Source organism: Paenibacillus sp. Y930 (genome assembly GCF_056786375.1).
Genome location: NZ_JBXCIX010000001.1, coordinates 960,025 through 976,746 on the forward strand (window position 1 = coordinate 960,025; position 16,722 = coordinate 976,746).

The 16,722-nt window shown below is 40.3% G+C and carries 16 protein-coding genes; 2 read left to right on the top strand and 14 right to left on the bottom strand.

Features of this window, described 5'->3' with window-relative positions; translation table 11 throughout:
- Positions 1 to 21: 21 nt before the first annotated feature.
- The 13 genes from AC1TO5_RS04555 to AC1TO5_RS04615 form a co-directional block, all read right to left on the bottom strand.
- Positions 22 to 1,245: an aminotransferase class I/II-fold pyridoxal phosphate-dependent enzyme gene (locus AC1TO5_RS04555; RefSeq protein WP_482061583.1), complete on the bottom strand. Its 1,224-nt coding sequence runs from the start codon at positions 1,243 to 1,245 to the stop codon at positions 22 to 24.
- A complete protein-coding gene (locus AC1TO5_RS04560; RefSeq protein WP_482061584.1) occupies positions 1,245 to 1,613 on the bottom strand; it encodes an arsenate reductase family protein in 369 nt (122 codons plus the stop codon). Before AC1TO5_RS04560 ends, AC1TO5_RS04555 begins: the two co-directional genes overlap by 1 nt.
- The gene (locus AC1TO5_RS04565; protein ID WP_482061585.1) at positions 1,606 to 2,760 is read right to left on the bottom strand and encodes an RluA family pseudouridine synthase; all 1,155 of its coding nucleotides are present in this window, start codon (positions 2,758 to 2,760) and stop codon (positions 1,606 to 1,608) included. The genes AC1TO5_RS04560 and AC1TO5_RS04565 overlap by 8 nt, the downstream gene beginning before the upstream one ends.
- Entirely contained in the window at positions 2,760 to 3,332 is a 573-nt protein-coding gene (locus AC1TO5_RS04570) for a cob(I)yrinic acid a,c-diamide adenosyltransferase (RefSeq protein ID WP_482061586.1), read from the bottom strand. The genes AC1TO5_RS04565 and AC1TO5_RS04570 overlap by 1 nt, the downstream gene beginning before the upstream one ends.
- Positions 3,333 to 3,605: 273 nt before the next feature.
- Positions 3,606 to 4,766 carry an aminotransferase class I/II-fold pyridoxal phosphate-dependent enzyme gene (locus AC1TO5_RS04575; protein WP_482061823.1) on the bottom strand — a complete coding sequence of 387 codons (1,161 nt, stop codon included), beginning with the start codon at positions 4,764 to 4,766 and terminating at the stop codon, positions 3,606 to 3,608.
- A gap of 65 nt (positions 4,767 to 4,831) precedes the next feature.
- Positions 4,832 to 5,332 (bottom strand): Lrp/AsnC family transcriptional regulator, encoded by a 501-nt coding sequence (locus AC1TO5_RS04580; protein WP_482061587.1) that lies wholly within the window; start codon positions 5,330 to 5,332, stop codon positions 4,832 to 4,834.
- Positions 5,333 to 5,481: 149 nt separating this feature from the next.
- On the bottom strand, positions 5,482 to 5,841 hold the full coding sequence (locus tag AC1TO5_RS04585) for a spore coat protein (RefSeq protein WP_482061588.1): 360 nt from the start codon (positions 5,839 to 5,841) through the stop codon (positions 5,482 to 5,484).
- Positions 5,842 to 5,881: 40 nt separating this feature from the next.
- Entirely contained in the window at positions 5,882 to 6,100 is a 219-nt protein-coding gene (locus AC1TO5_RS04590) for a hypothetical protein (protein ID WP_482061589.1), read from the bottom strand.
- A 314-nt stretch (positions 6,101 to 6,414) separates the two neighbouring features.
- Positions 6,415 to 7,332, bottom strand: coding sequence for a cysteine synthase A (gene cysK / locus AC1TO5_RS04595; protein ID WP_482061590.1), 918 nt, complete (start codon positions 7,330 to 7,332; stop codon positions 6,415 to 6,417).
- A 38-nt stretch (positions 7,333 to 7,370) separates the two neighbouring features.
- Positions 7,371 to 8,588, bottom strand: a complete 1,218-nt coding sequence (locus AC1TO5_RS04600) for an MFS transporter (RefSeq protein WP_482061591.1) — start codon at positions 8,586 to 8,588, stop codon at positions 7,371 to 7,373.
- 97 nt (positions 8,589 to 8,685) lie between these two features.
- Positions 8,686 to 9,180, bottom strand: coding sequence for a hypothetical protein (locus AC1TO5_RS04605; RefSeq protein WP_482061592.1), 495 nt, complete (start codon positions 9,178 to 9,180; stop codon positions 8,686 to 8,688).
- A 128-nt stretch (positions 9,181 to 9,308) separates the two neighbouring features.
- The gene (locus AC1TO5_RS04610) at positions 9,309 to 9,731 is read right to left on the bottom strand and encodes a DUF350 domain-containing protein (protein ID WP_482061593.1); all 423 of its coding nucleotides are present in this window, start codon (positions 9,729 to 9,731) and stop codon (positions 9,309 to 9,311) included.
- A gap of 390 nt (positions 9,732 to 10,121) precedes the next feature.
- A complete protein-coding gene (locus AC1TO5_RS04615) occupies positions 10,122 to 12,482 on the bottom strand; it encodes an endonuclease MutS2 (RefSeq protein WP_482061594.1) in 2,361 nt (786 codons plus the stop codon).
- Positions 12,483 to 12,691: 209 nt separating this feature from the next.
- On the opposite strand from AC1TO5_RS04615, the gene AC1TO5_RS04620 reads away from it, so the two are divergent.
- Positions 12,692 to 13,051: a phage holin family protein gene (locus tag AC1TO5_RS04620; RefSeq protein ID WP_482061595.1), complete on the top strand. Its 360-nt coding sequence runs from the start codon at positions 12,692 to 12,694 to the stop codon at positions 13,049 to 13,051.
- A 157-nt stretch (positions 13,052 to 13,208) separates the two neighbouring features.
- Complete coding sequence (locus AC1TO5_RS04625) at positions 13,209 to 13,595, top strand: cupredoxin domain-containing protein (protein ID WP_482061596.1); 387 nt, start codon at positions 13,209 to 13,211, stop codon at positions 13,593 to 13,595.
- Positions 13,596 to 13,662: 67 nt separating this feature from the next.
- On the opposite strand, the gene zapA is transcribed toward AC1TO5_RS04625, so the two are convergent.
- The gene (zapA, locus tag AC1TO5_RS04630; RefSeq protein WP_482061597.1) at positions 13,663 to 16,641 is read right to left on the bottom strand and encodes a cell division protein ZapA; all 2,979 of its coding nucleotides are present in this window, start codon (positions 16,639 to 16,641) and stop codon (positions 13,663 to 13,665) included.
- Between the last annotated feature and the right edge of the window lie 81 nt (positions 16,642 to 16,722).

Here is a 16,722-nt window from a genome sequence, read left to right on the forward strand (position 1 = left end):
ATTACACTTCCAATAAAGGCTCTACTTCCTCTTCTGTTTTATAAATGAGCCCAGTCTTATTGCAGCTTCCACCAAGCGCTGTTCATTCTCTACTAACGCTATTCTAACATAGCCTTCACCTTGAGTACCAAAGGCATCTCCTGGAATAACGACGACACCAGTCTCTGCTAGCAGTTGCTTGGCAAAGCGACGTGAGCTCCAGCTCGTATTCGTCATATCTCCATTAGCTAGTTCTGGTAGTTTTGCCCATACAAACATCGTCGCCTGCGGTGAGGTCACTTGCCAACCAGCTTCATGTAAACTTCTTATAAACTGATCTCTTCTGCGCTGATATACATCACCCGAACGAACAAAATCAGTACTATACATCGCTTCATCAAGTGCGACAATTCCAGCTTCCTGCACAGGGTCGAAAACACCATAGTCAATATTAGCTTTCAATTCTGATAGCGCACCAACTGCATCTGCATTTCCAACCATAAAGCCAATACGACAGCCTGCCATATTGAAGCTTTTTGATAAAGAGTGGAATTCCACAGCAATATCTTTAGCACCATCTATTTGCATAATACTAGGAGCCATAAATCCATCGTATCCCATTTCTGAGTAAGCAAGATCGTGAACAACAAGTACATTATGTTGCTTAGCAAACGTAATTAATGATTCGTAAAATGCTAGATTTGCAACAGCTGTAATCGGATTGTTCGGATAATTTAATAGAATGAACGCCGCGCGATCCCATACTTCTTGCGGAATAGTTTCAAGCTGTGGTAAATATTGATGTTCTTCTACTAAAGGTATGAAATAGGGTTCTACCCCTGCAAGTGCAAGTGATGCTGTATAGATTGGATATCCTGGATCTGGCACGATAGCAATGGAGCCTCGCGGGGCAATTGCCATCGCTAAATGTGCTAGACCATCTTGTGAACCTGCAATCGTACAAACTTCTGTTGCGGCGTCTAATGCTACGCCAAAACGGTGCTTCATCCATTCTGCTGCTTTCTCGCGAAACGGTAAGCCCGACTTCAATGCAGGGTAGGCGTACATATCTTCTTGTAGCGCAAATTGTGATAATGCTTGGCGAACCTTCAATGAAGGAGCTCGATCTGGACTACCGATTCCAAGATCGATAACGTCGATACCTTGAGCTACTGCTTCACGTTTCCACGCGGCAACTTCTGAGAATATAGAAGATCCCAGTTCTGATAATAACTGTGTTTTTCTACTCTTGATGTTGTCACCCATTACTTCAAGCCCCAAACATTTTCATAGTTCTCTTGCTTATAGCCGATGGTTACTGTTTCACCATCCGTTACAATCGGTCGTTTAATGAGCATGCCGTTCGAAGCTAGTAATGCTAGCTTTTCATCCTCACTAAGCAATGGGAGCTTGTCCTTCAATCCTTGCTCACGATATACATCCCCTGAAGTATTGAAAAACTTCTTCAAGTCTACACCACTAATCTCAAGTAATTGCTTGAGCTCATCTACGGTAGGTGTCGCTTCTACAATATGACGTTGTTCTAGTTCTCTACCTAATGCTTTCAAAGATTTTACTGCACTGCGGCAAGTTCCACATTTCGGATATTCATAAATCGTTAATCGCTTAGTCATAGTTATTCCCTTTCTTCATCATAATCTGTAGCTGTTCAAAGTCTGCCGGCATAGCTGCCGTCCATTCCATGTACTGCTTCGTTATCGGATGAGTAAACGCTAATTTTTCTGCATGCAATGCATGTCTTGTAATAAGTTGTTCGATCTGCTCTATTTGCACGGTCGGATCACAATAAAATTTATCACCAACTAGCGGATGGCCAATGCTACTCATATGAACACGAATTTGATGAGTTCTACCTGTATATAGCTTCATACGAACAAGCGAAAGCGCATCATTCTGATGATCATTTCGCTGTTCGATAGACAGTAACTCTGACTCTCCGAACTTCACAAAAGATGATTCAGACTTCAAAGATGACAATTTAGATGTTACCCGAGACAATTCTACGCTTTCTAAGACAGTATATTTAGTCTGCGATGGATATCCGTCCCCATCCTTACAAACAACTCTCAGATGAGGCTGAGCCTTATCACGATCAATTGGCGCATCAATCAAGGCTGTTGCTGGCGAAGGAACCCCATATACAAATGCTACATATTGCTTATCGAAGTCATCCTGCTGCATTTGCTCCGAAAGCTGCTGATGGATAAAACCATTTTTCGCTATAGCAACAATGCCCGATGTTTCTTCATCTAATCGATGAATAGGTCTAAAGCGAAAGCGTTCACCTTTACTTTTCCAATAATGAACGACACCGTTAGCTAACGTATTCGTATAGTGTCCATGAGTGGGGTGAACAACGATTCCAGCAGGTTTATTGACAATAAGCAAGTAGTCATCTTCATAAATGATCTCGAGCGGCATCTCCTGCGGTAAAATATCAGTCGATTCCTCACGCTGCATTCTTAGCCTCACGACCTCCCCTGCCTGAACAGGTGCTGAAGTATAAACTCTTTCTTCATTGATCGTTAAGCCATATTCCGTTAGACGAACTTGTGCAAGTAATTTTCCGGATACTTTATAATATTTCTCAAGTACTTCTCGGATCTTTTTCCCTTCATCCTCTTGACGTACAACGACAGATAAAGGAGCATAATATTGATCTAGTAATTCTAAATTTTCAGTTGTTCCATATATAACAGAGGTCGCAGTAGCATCAGCAAGATGTTTCACAACTCGCCCTGTCCATCTTGGTGTTGTCATTATTTTTTCTTCCCTTGGAATACGTTCGCGCTACGTACATATTCCGTATCTTTAGTTCCACATTGCATATTAGCAATTCTTGCCGCCGCGAAAAAATAATCAGACAAACGATTCAAGTAAGCAAGAGCTTGCTCATTAATTTCACTCTGCTCTGCTAGCGCAACAACACGCCTTTCTGCACGTCTACATACCGTTCTGCATATATGTAACGTCGCTGCAAGCTGAGAGCCACCAGGTAGGATGAACTTCGTTAATGCCGGTGCTGCTGCACTATGTGCATCAATCCATTGCTCTAACCGTTCAATCGGTTCTACTGTCATCTTATATGTTTGACCTTCAATCGCATAAGCAAGATCAGAACCAGTATCAAATAGCTCTTGCATAATCTCATACAGCTCTATGCCCAAAGCTTGTGTAGGCTCAAAGATTTCAGCCTGAGCCGCTGCAAGACCTACAAAACTATTCAACTCATCAATCGTACCATACGCTTCAACTTTAGCATCAGTTTTCGACACGCGACCACCGATTAAACTTGTCAACCCTTTGTCTCCACCTCTAGTGTACAGCTTCATATGACCCCTCCTACAACTTTTCATGATACTTCTTGATTTACATCTTGCGAATGAAAAGTCGCTTCGTAAGCTCCAGCTCAACTTTTCATGATACTTCTTGATATACTACTAGCGAATGAAAAGTCGCTTCGTAAGCATCTACTCAACTTTTCATGATACTTCTTGATATACTACTAGCGAATGAAAAGTCGCTTCGTAAGCTCCAGCTCAACTTTTCATTTACGTAAATAATAGGCTCGACATATATGTCGAGCCTACTTGTACATTTAGCTATTACTTCAGTTTGTGTACAAAATTACCGATACGTTCAATCGCTTCTGTTAATGAAGCTACTGATGTTGCATAAGAGCAACGAAGATGGCCTTCACCACCAAGGCCGAATACATCACCAGGAACAGCAGCAACATTCGCTTCTTCAAGCAAACGCTGAGCAAATTGTTCACTCGTTAATCCTGTAGAAGCAATCGATGGGAATGCATAGAATGCACCTTGAGGCTCGTGACATTGAAGTCCAATTTCGCGGAACCCTTGCACAACAAGACGACGACGCTGATTGTATGACTCAATCATCTTATCTTTTTCCTCAAGCCCATTTGTTAACGCCTCTAATGCAGCATATTGTGACATGACCGGCGCACACATTACAGTGTATTGATGAATTTTCAGCATCGCTGAAATAATTTCTGTATGACCACAAGCATAACCAATACGCCAGCCTGTCATCGCAAATGCTTTCGCAAATCCACTAACAAGAATAGTACGATCCTTCATACCAGGTATCGCTGCAAAACTAACATGTTTTGAACCATATGTTAATTCTGCATAAATTTCATCGCTAATGACAATAAGATCATTCTCTTCCACTACCTTCGCAATCGGCAACCAATCTTCATAAGTCATAATACCACCGGTTGGATTGCTTGGATAACAAAGAATAAGAACTTTAGATTTTGGAGTAATTGACTTTTTCAACGATTCTGCCGTCAATTTGAATTGATCCTTCGCAAAAGTTTCAATCCCTACAGAAACTCCTCCGCTAAGAACCGTTATTGGCGAATACGAAATATAACAAGGTTCAGGAATTAAAATTTCATCTCCTGGAGATATTAACGCACGCAAGGCAAGATCAATTGCCTCACTACCACCCACCGTAACTAAAATCTCATCCGCTGGATTATATTCCACTTGAAAACTATTATCTAAATAAGCGCCGATTGCATCCCTTAATTCTGGCATACCAGCATTTGAAGTATATTGAGTTTTCCCTCGTTCTAGAGACATAACTGCAGCCTCACGAACATGCCAAGGTGTTACAAAATCAGGTTCCCCTACACCAAGTGTAATGACATCCTTACGCGTACTAACCAGATCAAAAAAACGACGAATACCTGAAGGCTTAATATCTCTTACGGATGGATTCAAGAAATCTTTCATTGATCTAGCTTGTACTGGCACGGATGATACTTGCGATGCTTCGTTTGTCATCACGTTCACCCTTCTTATGGGGACACCATCATACGATGATCACTTTCATGCTCCTCGAAGATAATGCCGTCCTGTTTATATTTTTTAAGTATAAAGTATGTTTTAGTAGATAAAACTGCTTCAATTGTTGATAATTTATTTGAAACGAAGGAAGCAACTTCCTTCAAACTATTTCCTTCAATCTCAACTTGTAAATCATAAGCCCCTGACATTAGATACAGCGACTTAACTTCTGGATACAAGTATATCGTTTCGGCAATACGATCAAAACCACGTCCACGCTCTGGTGTAATTTGTACTTCGATTAAAGCCGTAACTTTCTCGTCATTCATCTTACTCCAATTCACAATCGTTGCATATTTCACGATGACATGGTCTTGCTCAAGGGCGGCGATGGCCTCACGAACTTCCTCAACGGCAACGTCAAGCATCGTCGCAATTAATTCCGGCTTGATTCTGGCGTCCTCATGCAAAAGCTCAAGCACCTTTAATTGAAACTCACTAATTCCTAACATGAATTTACTCCTTCCCACTTACCTGTGGTGTATAGCAACAAAGCTATGTACGTTATTTTACACTGAATAGATACGTTCTGCAAAGATAAAAAAGACCCTATTAGGGTCTTTTTTACTGCAAATCGTATTTTACTGCCGTTTTCACACTATTAATGCATTGAAGTGTACAATGGCGCCGTCTGATGTTGATTAGCTAAGCTATTCATCTGTAACCAACTTTGAGTTTGCTGTTGTTGCGTAGAATAGGATTGCAACTGCTTGTCTAACTCCTTTTTCGGAGCAACAGAAGGTGCTTGATACATATTTACTTGAGACATTACGGTATAAAGTTGACCTTGCATCGTTAACGTTTTATTCAAAAGCTCAGTAAACATTTGTCGAATCGTCGGGCAATTTGATTCCGTTGCCGCAGTTGCATATTCACGAACGACTCGTTTTAAATCCGCTAGTACTGTACCCGCAAGATCTTCCTCAGTTAGCATAGACTTTTGATTGGTATTTGTAGTCATTGATTTCCCTCCGTTACATCATAAATGATCGTAATGAAAATTAATTCATGCCGATAGGTGCTACTGCCTGATGCTGCTCAATCGATTTCATCAACGTATTATAATGATCTTGATGAGTTTGCACCATCGCTTCACAACAACTTTTCAACGCTGGGTGAGTTGATGCTGCAACAACTGCAGCAGTTTGACGTAACAACAAATCCTCATTCGATATGGAATCAATCACATACTCAAGTTCTTTGCTCGACATCGGTTGCATTCACTTCATCCTCCTAACATATTCGCAAATAACTGCAAACTTAGCATGAGCCATTATGCCGCCTGCTATACGAACTAATAGTTAGAAAAAAAGGGAAATACATTTAAAAGTTTTAAAAGCGGGCTTTCAGAACCAAGAAGATGGAACGCTACTTGAGAAAGGCGGAAGCACAAGTGTACGTTATTGGTACACGCGGACCTACAATGTTTCTGAAAGAAACATACATCGGAAGTTTATGCTATACTTTCCAAGTTCGTTTCCTATTCGACGCGAATAAGCTACGTTAGCATAATCATCGTTATCAAAGTCCGCTTTTAAAACAACCCCATGCTTAGGTAGCGTTCCCCGGTGTCCGGCGCAACACAAAGCACCCGCTTCCCAGTTCCCAACTTGCGCGCAATTTGCATAGCAGCCCACACTGTAGCGCCTGATGATGGTCCGACAAGAATCCCTTCTTGCCTAGCAAGCAGTTTCATTGTGGCAATCGCATCCTCATCAGCAACTTGAATAATTTCATCATAGATCGATGTATTCAAAATAGCAGGAACAAAGCCAGGACTTGTACCCACTAGCTTATGAGTGCCCGGCTGACCCCCTGAAAGTACAGGTGAGCCTTTCGGTTCTACAACAGCAATATGAATATGAGGCAATTTTTCTTTGAGTACTTCACTCGTTCCGGTAATCGTACCTCCTGTCCCAGCAGAAGCTACAAATGCGTCTAATCGTCCTTCCGTCTGCTCCAAAATTTCTAGTGCTGTCGTTTTACGGTGAATATCGGGGTTAGCTTCGTTTTCAAATTGATTAGGCATAAATGAGTTCGGTATAGCCCTCTGTAGCTCTAACGCCTTTGTAATCGCTCCTGACATGCGATTTGCTGCTGGTGTCAGCACAACCTCTGCTCCATAAGCTTTTAACATGGAAATTCGTTCTTTCGTCATATTATCGGGCATAACAAGTATGATGGGATACCCTTTTGCAGCCGCATTCATCGCGAGACCAATACCTGTATTTCCACTAGTTGGTTCAATAATCGTCGCACCTGGCTGCAGCGTTCCAGTCAACTCCGCCTGGGCAATGAGATTGTAAGCAGCACGGTCTTTGACACTGCCACTGGGATTAAAGTATTCCAGCTTCACAATAACTTCTGCGCTATTCGGTTCTGCTATACGATTCAATACAACAGCTGGAGTATTTCCGATCAAGTCCATCACACTGTTAACTATTTTCGGCATCGTTAATTCCCCCTAAAACTTTTCATTGCAATTACAGACTATTTCAAAATTTCAGTTCTGCCATAGTCATCACGAAATAATTTGCGCATCCAAAACCATCCTAATATCGGAACTGAACCTACAATTAATAACATCCATACTAAACCTTGCTCAGTATTATTCCACAGCAAATAAGCAAAGAAAGGAATCAAACCAATCATTCGTCCCGTCGTTAGACCAAGCTCTCGAAATACGATCAGTTCTTCTCGTTTTTCAACCGATTGTTGTGATGCGCCAATCAAGTCAAAAATTCGCGAAGTAATCGGAATGATATACAAAGGGTATAACATCGCTGTTCCTACACCAAACCATATTAATGAATGGTAGTGTATCCCCCAGAATAGCGGAATAATTATGATCGCTAATGAAATAACACCAATAAACATCGACCATATTCTCCACTTTGGCTTCATATAACGACCGACAATCCAGTAACTTATTAAAGCGGTAACGGATGCGAATAAACTATACATTCCAACCTTAGCTTCATCGTTTGTAGCTATAAAAACAACTAATCCTATTAAAAACATAAATACACCTTCACGAACACCTTGCGCAACGATAACGGCAAATGCCCTACGCCAACTTGTATCTGAGCTCCTTAATTGCTTGAGGGGATGACTCCAATCATATTTACCTTGAACTGGACGTTTCTTAATATAAAAACTTAATATGCCGCAACAAGCAAAAATAACTAAAGAACTTGTAAAAATAAGCTGATAACCTCGCAAATCAGCTAGCATACTTATTAACAAGCCAGATGACCACGGTGCGACTATTCCAGCAAATGCGATAAGTAATCCTTGCCAACCATTAAAACGATCGCGTGTATTAGGTTCTGTAATTTCGAAATAAACGACGTTATAAGCAATCCAGAAGAGGCCCAAGCCCATTCCACTAATTATGCCAAGCACAATCGGAATGTCACTAGCGCCTTGCTTCACCCATAGTACAATACTATAAAAAACGCCCGAGAGCAGACACCCCGCTCGCAGGCAATTTAATTTATTTCCTTCTTTCACCCATTTACCGGCGAGATAGAATGTTATTCCTCCTACGCTATATTGGGCTAACGCATAAAGTGCAACAGTAAAGTAAGATTGACTCGCTTTCCACAAATAAACGGGAACAAATGTACCTGACAGTAAAGTAGCAAAGCCAAATGAAGTATAAATCGCAAGCAATATCATTGCTTGTTTGTCTAATACTTTCGCCATCTAATCACTTCTCCAAAAAATAGGATTAAGCTATATTAGCTCGATGATAAGATACCCTTAGGCTAAAGACGACATACTAGTACTTTTGTTCCAACTACTATATATCCGGCGTTAATGCGTCAAGTAGCTGCTTACGATCAAGTAAATCTAGATAGCTGTCCGTACGATAACAAGTTGGGCAGACGTACCAGATAACTTTGAATGATTTATTAACTAACGGTAAACCATTAGCCGGTGAAACTTTAGATTCGAATTGTCCATCCTCACCAACAACTTGCAATCCTGCTTCAATCATATATTCACGACAGTTCGTGCATTCAGGCATTTCAAATTGCTCATTAAGAATAGCTTGAAGCGAACTATTCGCTGCTATTTCACGTGTAGTTCGTAAAACCCCACGGTCATCATCATCCCAATCAGAATCATTAGGATCAGCGTGTTCATCTTCCATCTCTTCATCATCTAAATCTATCTCTAACGTTCTATAACCGCTAATTTCATTTTCACAGTGCGGACATTTTTTTTCAGGACCGATCTCCGCATCCCAAATAATATCCGATTCACACCATGGACAAGTTGTTTGTGATTCCATTATTAACTCCCTCTCTAAACACATCTAATTGGATTACAGGTTTGCTACATAAATTATGCCAATAACAAAAAATAAAACTGCAACTACAGCAAGTATTCTTGACAAATTTTTCATACGAAACACCTACCTTAGATAAGGATAGTCGCACCGATTACATAGGATAGCGAAATGGAAATAATCATAGCTATCAATCCTACCGCACGATTATCATTGGCTAGCTCCTCATCTATTTTAAATATCGGTGTCAAAAATTCAAATAGGAAATATGCAACAAGCAAAATAATAAAGCCATAGGTTCCCCAAAGTAAATTCTCATAGATTGAGCTATTCATTGAAATAGAAAATCGGAAAATATTACAAATCCCAAAAATTTTCCCTCCTGTTGCCATTGCAACAGCCACATTACCATGCTTAATTTCATGCCAGCAACGGTATTTTGTTACTAACTCAAACAATGATAGAAATACGATCAATGAGAATATGGTCACAGAAATATACACAATCGAAGCGAGATATTCATTTTCTAATAACCAATCAATCTTAGGATTCATCCTATACTCCTCACTTTACAACTTTCTAAATTTGCAAGCAAATGACCACGCCATCGGCCTTGATGCATTTCCCTACCAAGCAGATGGCAACGCCAACGGTCTTATTGAAATCTCCAACAAGCAGCTGGCAGATGGCCAGCGACCTTTATGAAACAACATTCAAATCTTCAAAGCATAACCATCAAGTCTTTTGAACTAACTTCAAATGAAAGCTCTAAACGTTCGGCTGTCAGCACCAAGAAGATGCACTTCAGCAAAAACGAGTAGCACAGTGTACGTTATTGGTACACGAGCACACACAGGCTTTTGATGGAGGGCATATTCGCCGCCGAATACGCTACGTTAGCATAATCCGCGTGATCACAGTCGGACGTTTAGAGTTACCTCTCTCTATTTGAGTTCGGCTATGGTGACTCCGATGCCACCCTCCCCATAATTCCCATTACGATAAGCCTTCACATGGCTGTGACGGCGTAAATACTCTTGAATACCCGAACGAAGCACTCCAGTACCTTTACCATGAATAATATATACTTGCCCCATTCCTGCTAGGAATGATTCATCAAGAAATCTGTCCACTTCAAGGATAGCTTCATCAAGTGACTCACCACGTAAATCAAGTTCCATTCGAACGGAATCTTCTTTGGTCCGTTTAAGTGTGGCTGTCTGCTTTTGTGGTTGCGCTGGTGTATTAGATTGAGACTGTAACAATTCCAGATCATCTAGCTTGACCTTCATTTTCATAATTCCAAGCTGTACTGTTGCTTCTTGACCGTGAATATCAACGACATGCCCTTTAGAATTAAGACTATATACTTTAACTTCATCGCCAGTATGTATTTTTTGTTTTTTACCATCACGAGCGGGCTTTGTTTTCACTTTTAATTCGGGCTCTGCATCATCTAAGCGACGACGAGCTTCAATTAGCTTATGCTCCTTGATCGACGCTCCTTCTTCCATCGCTAATTTACGAAGTTCAGAAATAATGACTTCCGCCTCTTTACGAGCTTTCGCGATAGCAGCAGTCGCTTCAATTTGCGCCTTGATAAGTAGGTTTTCTTTTTGTTCTTCAAATTTCAATTTATCTTGTTCATGCTTTATACGTAACTGCTCCATCTCAAGTCGCAACTTTTGCGCAATATCACGATCGGATTCTGCTGAAAGACGATTTTGTTCCAATGAAGCAATCATACTTTCAACCTTCATATCCTCATCGCTAACTTCGCCCTTAGCTACATCAATAATATTTGAAGATAAACCTAATCGTTCCGCTATCGCAAATGCATTACTTCGACCAGGAACCCCTACGAGCAGTCGATAAGTTGGACTTAGCGTAGCAATATCGAACTCCATACTCGCATTGATTACACCTTTTCGGTTAAATGCGTATGCTTTCAATTCAGAGTAATGTGTTGTTGCAATTACTCTACATTCTTTGGCATGAATATGTTCAAGAATTGCAATAGCTAATGCAGATCCTTCAGCCGGATCAGTACCCGCTCCAAGTTCATCCAGTAACACTAAGCTTTTCGACGTCATGTCTTGCAAAATTCGAATAATGTTCGTCATATGACTGGAGAACGTACTCAAATTTTGTTCGATACTTTGCTCGTCACCAATATCAGCGAAAATGGCATCAAATACACAGAGTTGGCTTCCGTCCTCTGCAGGTACAAACATGCCAGACATTGCCATTAAACTAAGTAAACCAACCGTTTTTAAGGATACCGTTTTACCGCCCGTATTAGGCCCCGTCACAATAATGGAGTGATACTGATTACCAAGCTCAAGCTCCAACGGTACAACTTGACTTGGATCGATTAATGGATGCCGTCCCTTTTTCAACTTAATATATCCACGATCATTCATACGTGGGCAAATAGCTTTCAATATATGAGCATACCTTGCTTTAGCAAATGTTACATCAAGCTTAGCAATGAGCTCCTGATCATATAGAAAATCTTCTACACAATCGGCGACTTGAGCAGTAAGCTTCTGCAGTATTTTCTCGATTTCTTTAATTTCTTGAACTCGCATCTCTCGAAGTTTGTTATTCAACGTCACAATAACTTCTGGTTCAATAAATAATGTCGCACCAGATCCTGATTGATCATGAACGATACCGCCAAAGCTAGAACGATACTCAGATTTTACTGGAATAACAAAGCGATCATTCCGCAATGTAATAATCGCTTCCTGCAGCATTTTCTGCACAGAAGATGATCGAATCATATTTTCAAGTTTTTCCCTTACTCTACTTTCACCTAATCTAATTTCCCGGCGAGCCGTTGCTAGCTCTGAGCTAGCTTGATCGAGTACTTCACCTTGTTCATTGATACATGTCCAAATTGCTTCTTCAAGCTCACGATGCTCACTTATTAGCTCAGTGATGTTCAGTAACGAAGGAACTGGATATTCTTCATTAACCGTTGAAATATGTCTCTTCACACGACGACTTCCTCGCGATGTAGATGCAATCTCAATCAGTTCCGAAGCATTCAAAGTACCACTAATTCTTGCTCGATGTAATGAAGCACTAATATTAAAAATACCGCCAAATGGAGCAGATCCCTTCAATCGATCTGCAGCAAAGGCTTCATCTGTTAATTGCAACAAATCTTTGACAATTTCTATATTAGTAGATGGTTCTATTTGTTCAACCATTTCTTTACCAATTGAAGTCGCTGCATGCTCCTTCAATTTCACAATTATTTTTGAATACTCCAATGTTTTCAATATTTTGGCGTTCAATAATAACACCCCTTAAACTTTTCATTCACCTTCGATATCATTTCACCAAAATGAAAAATATATCGCAAGCATTGTCTTGCATTACTTATTATAGCTTAAAGTTGTAATTCTTGTACTACCTATACATATTATTTTGTAATATGGTAACACTTATTAGAGGATCATCGTTCATGCATCATCATAAACCATTTTTACATGGAGGAATGGAAATGAATTTTCTAGGACATGTTGTTAGATTTATCGTTTCAGCATTAGTGTTAATGCTTGTGAGCTGGATTGTTCCACAATTTTCAGTAGGTGGCTTCTGGAGCGCATTATTATTAGCGCTAGTCATTGCCGCTCTAGGCTGGATCGTCGAAGGTGTCTTCGGTAAAAAAGTCACTCCTTTTGGCAGAGGTATCGTAGGTTTTCTAATTAGTGCTCTCGTCATTTGGATCGCTCAATTCATTGTCGGTGGAGTGAGCGTAACGATTCTTGGTGCTGTCCTTGCAGCTCTTGCTATCGGTATTATCGATTTATTCATACCGATTGCTAATCCATATGAAGCTGGAGAACGCCATAAATCATAACATTTATTTAGGTCCTTCATCTATGATGAAGGACCTAAATATGTTTAATCCAGCTCGCGTTGCAATATTGTCATCAGGTTGTCACTTGAATTAATGCCATTCAGCCTAATACTGGTATACAATGGATATGGTTATTATATTACAGGGGGTAAATGTCATGAAAAAATGGTTAGTGTTAACGTTGGTTACAGTATTAATGGTAGTATTGGCAGCTTGCGGCTCAGCTTCAAATAGTAATGGCAAAGCTGATTCAATCAAAGTCAGTGAAGATGAAATTGCAGCTGGTTCACTTGTAATCACAGCCGAAAACTGGGAATTCGATAAAGAGTATTACGCTATTCGTGCAGGTGAGTCCGTAGAATTAACTGTTGATTCAATCGATGGTGTTCATGGAATCGAAATTATGAATACGGAGTACGCTAATATTATTAACAATAAAGCGACTGCTGTTACAATTACAGAACCTGGTACATACGAGGTTCGTTGCTCCATTCCTTGCGGAAACGGTCACCGTACGATGGTTACAAAACTTGTAGTAGTATAATTATTATAGTGAATTGAAAAGTCGCTTCTTCATTAATTTGAAGAAGCGACTTTTTTATCGTGTAGAACTAACTTTGTTCGATTAATTCAATCCATTCATTATACTCCGTTTGTAGCTTAGAATATTCACGCTTCAATTTTTCATGTACCCCAGTTAATTGTTCCAACTTTTGCTCGACAAGCTCGACTTGTTCTAGAGATTGATTTTCCATCATGCTGGCTGCAGCTACTTCTTGTAGCTCAAGCTGTTGTTCATACTGCGTAGCTTGTTGTTGGAATTGCTCTGTCTGCTGCTGTAAATCCAGCAACTCGGACTCTAACTTAGTCAACTGCTGCCGCAATTGATGCTCAGCCTCACTTTGAATAGATAATTGATCTTCTAGTGACTTAATATTTTCCTCGGTTATCAACATCTTGTTGGTCGCTAATCGTTCCTTCGTTGCAGCTACTTCTAGATATTGTAGCAACTCCTCTGACTTATCAGCATCCTTCTGATGAAGAATTTCAAGATCGGCATATAACTTCGATACATGATTATAATTGTTCTGAAGTTCTCCTAATTGCTGCTCAAGCTGTTTCACTTGAGGAAGCAAAAGATTGTCTTCCGACTTCACGTTGGCTAGTTCTTGTTCTAGCTCGCTGCGGTACGCTAATTCTTCTGCATGAGATGACTTCGCGTTTGCTATTTCTTGCTCTAGCTCACTTCGATATGCTAATTCTTCTACATTAGCAGACTTCACGTTTGCTAGTTCTTGCTCTAGCTCACTGCGGTAATCTACTTCTTCTGCATGAGATGACTTCACACTTGCTAGTTCTTGTTCTAACTTATTACGGTATGCAACTTCTTCTGCATTAGACGACTTCACGCTTGCTAGTTCTTGTTCAAGCTCGCTGCGGTATTCCACTTCTTCTGAATTAGCAGACTTCACGCTTGCTAGTTCTTGTTCAAGCTCGCTTCGATATGCTATCTCTTCTGATTTAGCAGACTTCATGTTGGCTAGTTCTTGTTCTAGCTCGCTGCGGTATGCCACTTCTTCTACTTTCGATGCTTTTACGTTTGCAAGATCTTGTTCTAGCTCACTGCGATATGCTAATTCTTCTACATTAGCATACTTCACGCTTGCTAGTTCTTGTTCTAGCTCACTGCGATATGTTTTCTCTTCGGCATTAGCAGACTTCATATTTGTCAGTTCTTGCTCTAGCTCACTGCGATATGCTAATTCTTCTGCATTAGATGACTTCACGCTTGCTAGTTCTTGTTCTAGCTTGCTGCGATATGCTAATTCTTCTACATTAGCAGACTTCATGCTTGCTAGTTCTTGTTCTAGCTCGCTTCGATATGCTATCTCTTCTGATTTAGCAGACTTCATGTTGGCTAGTTCTTGTTCTAGCTCGCTGCGGTATGCCACTTCTTCTGCTTTCGATGCTTTCACGTTTGCAAGATCTTGCTCTAATTCTTCGATCAATAAAATCGTTAGTTCTTGTTCATTCATTTGCTCTATATTTTGTTTCTTCAATTGTTCCTGTTCTACTTGCAGCTGCTCATTGCGCTCACCTAATCGAACTACCTCAGTAGTAGTCGCTTCCAGCTGAGTAGATAATTGACTTGATTGCGACGAGCTATCTAATAATTGCGCGGATAATTGATCTCTTTCCGCTATAATCCCTTCGATCTGCTCTTCTTGTGCTAGTTGCTTTAAGCCTTCCTCAAGCAATTGTTCATTTAATTGCTCGATTTCGCTATGTAAAGCAAGCTTTTGTTCTTCTAGCTGCCCAGTTTTTCGTTTGTAGTCTTCTGTTTGATTATGACTTGATGTTAAGTATTTCTCTAAGCTAGCAACTTCACTTTGCAGTGCTTCAACCTGAGCTTTCTCTGATGCGATAACGGTCTCTAACGTTTGTTGTGTCTCTTCTAATTCACGCGCAAGGGATGCCTTCTCCATCTGCGCTAGTTCTTGCTCAGAAGATAGTTGTTGTGCTAACAATTGCTTGGCATCTTCTATAATCACTCGAGCACGTTCTGCTTGATCTAATTCTGATCGCAAAACTTCTTCCTGCTCCATAGCGAGGAGAATTTGCTCATCGGCTTGAGCTAGACGTAACTCAAAACCTTCTTTTTCTGATTTACTCGCAGCTTGAAGTTCATTCAATTGCTCTGAAAGCTGCTGCTTATCCTGATCCCATTCCGATTGAAGTTCAACATTGCGTCGTTCAAATTCAATACGTAATGACTCTAATTCATCTTCTAGCCGGGTTTTAACTGCACTCGCCTGCTCGGAAGACTCTATTAATAACTTTTCCGCAGCTGCTAGCTGATCATTGAAACTAGCAGCTGCATTCTCTTTTTCAGCGGCTAACTCTGTATTTTGAGTAATAAGTTTTTCTGCATCGACTTTTAATTTTGCTAATTCTGTCTCAAATCGACCTTTTTGCTGTAATAATGCTAGCTTTTGCTCAAGCACCGCATTTTCCGTTAATTCCTGAATTTGCTTATGATGCTCTTCTTGTAGCGCAGTAACATTTTGCTCAAGTTCAAGTTTTATCGCTTCTGATGTTGCTATAATTGACTCTAATTCTGTTAAATGAGTAAGTTGAACTTGTTCCTGCTCTTGTGCGAAAGTTACTTTCAATTGCGACTGTTGCTCATCGCTTACTGTTTGTTGCTCTATAAGTTGCTGGGCATGTAATTGCTTCAACACAGTAAGTTCTTCGCTAGCTTGAACTTTATATTGTTCATATTGAGCTAACAATTGTTCAATACGCTCTTGTTCTAATTGCAGTTCCTTCTCCGTTATTAGTAATCGTGCCTCTTCAGCTTGCAGTCTACTATTTTCACGACGTACACGGAATATTTCCTCGGTAATTTGAACAGCTGCTAAAACTGCTAATTTATGTGTATCAAGAACAGGGTAGTTTTTCGCGAGCTTTTGCATGCTTTCATCTATTGATGCTGCTACCTTTTTCATATATTCTACGCTTGAATGACCTTTTAATTTATACTGACTACCAAATATATCAACATGTACTACGATTGCTTCGTTTTCCATGTGTATCAACTCCTAATCCATGAAGTGCAATAAGGCTATGAACGACAAAAAAAAGCCGCATCTAAGCTCACTTGGAACTTA

Bases quoted from the DNA above. Each gene is read 5' to 3' on its own strand.
- AC1TO5_RS04620 (WP_482061595.1), top strand. From the start codon at position 12,692: ATGAATTTTCTAGGACATGTTGTTAGATTTATCGTTTCAGCATTAGTG.
- AC1TO5_RS04555 (WP_482061583.1), bottom strand. From the start codon at position 1,245: ATGGGTGACAACATCAAGAGTAGAAAAACACAGTTATTATCAGAACTG.
- AC1TO5_RS04575 (WP_482061823.1), bottom strand. From the start codon at position 4,766: ATGAAAGATTTCTTGAATCCATCCGTAAGAGATATTAAGCCTTCAGGT.
- AC1TO5_RS04580 (WP_482061587.1), bottom strand. From the start codon at position 5,332: ATGTTAGGAATTAGTGAGTTTCAATTAAAGGTGCTTGAGCTTTTGCAT.
- AC1TO5_RS04605 (WP_482061592.1), bottom strand. From the start codon at position 9,180: ATGGAATCACAAACAACTTGTCCATGGTGTGAATCGGATATTATTTGG.
- AC1TO5_RS04610 (WP_482061593.1), bottom strand. From the start codon at position 9,731: ATGAATCCTAAGATTGATTGGTTATTAGAAAATGAATATCTCGCTTCG.
- AC1TO5_RS04585 (WP_482061588.1), bottom strand. From the start codon at position 5,841: ATGACTACAAATACCAATCAAAAGTCTATGCTAACTGAGGAAGATCTT.
- AC1TO5_RS04625 (WP_482061596.1), top strand. From the start codon at position 13,209: ATGAAAAAATGGTTAGTGTTAACGTTGGTTACAGTATTAATGGTAGTA.
- cysK (WP_482061590.1), bottom strand. From the start codon at position 7,332: ATGCCGAAAATAGTTAACAGTGTGATGGACTTGATCGGAAATACTCCA.
- AC1TO5_RS04600 (WP_482061591.1), bottom strand. From the start codon at position 8,588: ATGGCGAAAGTATTAGACAAACAAGCAATGATATTGCTTGCGATTTAT.
- AC1TO5_RS04570 (WP_482061586.1), bottom strand. From the start codon at position 3,332: ATGAAGCTGTACACTAGAGGTGGAGACAAAGGGTTGACAAGTTTAATC.
- AC1TO5_RS04560 (WP_482061584.1), bottom strand. From the start codon at position 1,613: ATGACTAAGCGATTAACGATTTATGAATATCCGAAATGTGGAACTTGC.
- zapA (WP_482061597.1), bottom strand. From the start codon at position 16,641: ATGGAAAACGAAGCAATCGTAGTACATGTTGATATATTTGGTAGTCAG.
- AC1TO5_RS04565 (WP_482061585.1), bottom strand. From the start codon at position 2,760: ATGACAACACCAAGATGGACAGGGCGAGTTGTGAAACATCTTGCTGAT.
- AC1TO5_RS04590 (WP_482061589.1), bottom strand. From the start codon at position 6,100: ATGCAACCGATGTCGAGCAAAGAACTTGAGTATGTGATTGATTCCATA.